Origin of the sequence: Flavobacterium suzhouense (assembly GCF_042684765.1) — a bacterium.
In the GTDB taxonomy this organism is placed as follows: domain Bacteria; phylum Bacteroidota; class Bacteroidia; order Flavobacteriales; family Flavobacteriaceae; genus Flavobacterium; species Flavobacterium suzhouense.
Map to the genome: position 1 here is coordinate 259,076 of NZ_JBHUMD010000026.1, position 485 is coordinate 259,560.

At 45.4% G+C, this 485-nt stretch carries 1 protein-coding gene; it reads left to right on the forward strand.

From position 1 onward, the window contains the following. A partial coding sequence (locus ACFSR3_RS11885) for an HYR-like domain-containing protein (RefSeq protein ID WP_379821198.1) occupies positions 1 to 485 on the forward strand: 485 nt, incomplete at both ends.

The window sequence follows — 485 nt, forward strand, 5'->3', positions numbered from 1 at the left end:
GGATACTCAGGTTCCTGTTTGGTCAACAGAGGCATCATCTCTAAATATAACGCTGCAATGCAGTGATGCTTCAGGACTTGCTGCTGCTCAGTCGCAAGCTCCGGTAGCTACCGATAACTGTGGCGGAGTAATCACCTATACCAAAGCCTCAGGAGAATTTACCCGAGGCGACTGTGATAACTCAGGTACTTATACCAACACCTGGGTTGCAAAGGATGTGTGTAATAATACTTCCTCAGTGTTCACTCAGGTGATTACTATAGAAGATACTCAGGTTCCTGTTTGGTCAACAGAGGCATCATCTCTAAATATAACGCTGCAATGTAGCGATTCAGAAGGACTTGCAACTGCTCAGTCACAAGCTCCGGTTGCTACAGATAACTGCGACAGTACAATCACCTATACCAAAACCTCAGGTTCATTTATAGCAGGAGCGTGTGCCAATTCAGGTACTTATACTAATACATGGACCGCTACCGATGGAT